The 242-nt window shown below is 68.6% G+C and carries 1 pseudogene; it reads left to right on the top strand.

Annotated elements, in window-relative coordinates:
• Positions 1 to 201: pseudogene (locus A3736_RS17330) on the top strand (hypothetical protein); the annotation flags it as partial.
• Positions 202 to 242: the final 41 nt, after the last annotated feature.

The following is a 242-nucleotide window of genomic DNA, read 5'->3' as shown; positions in this document are numbered from 1 at the left end:
GAGCTGGCGCTATTGCGCCGCGCCGTGGAGGGTCTGGCGGCCGAGCGCGGCGCGATCGACTTTCCCGACTATACCGAGACGTTGGGGCGGATGCAGAAGGGCGTGGACGCTACGGCCGACCGTATCGCGGCCATCAACGACGTGATCGCGCGAAGTCCGGCGCTGGCGATGACGCCGGACTTCGCGCGATCACGTCGTTGATGGCCGCGATACGGTCGGCCGTAGCGTCCACGCCCTTCTGC

Source organism: Erythrobacter sp. HI0063 (assembly GCF_001635685.1).
Lineage (GTDB): Bacteria > Pseudomonadota > Alphaproteobacteria > Sphingomonadales > Sphingomonadaceae > Qipengyuania.
This window is presented reverse-complemented; position numbering and strand designations above follow the sequence as displayed.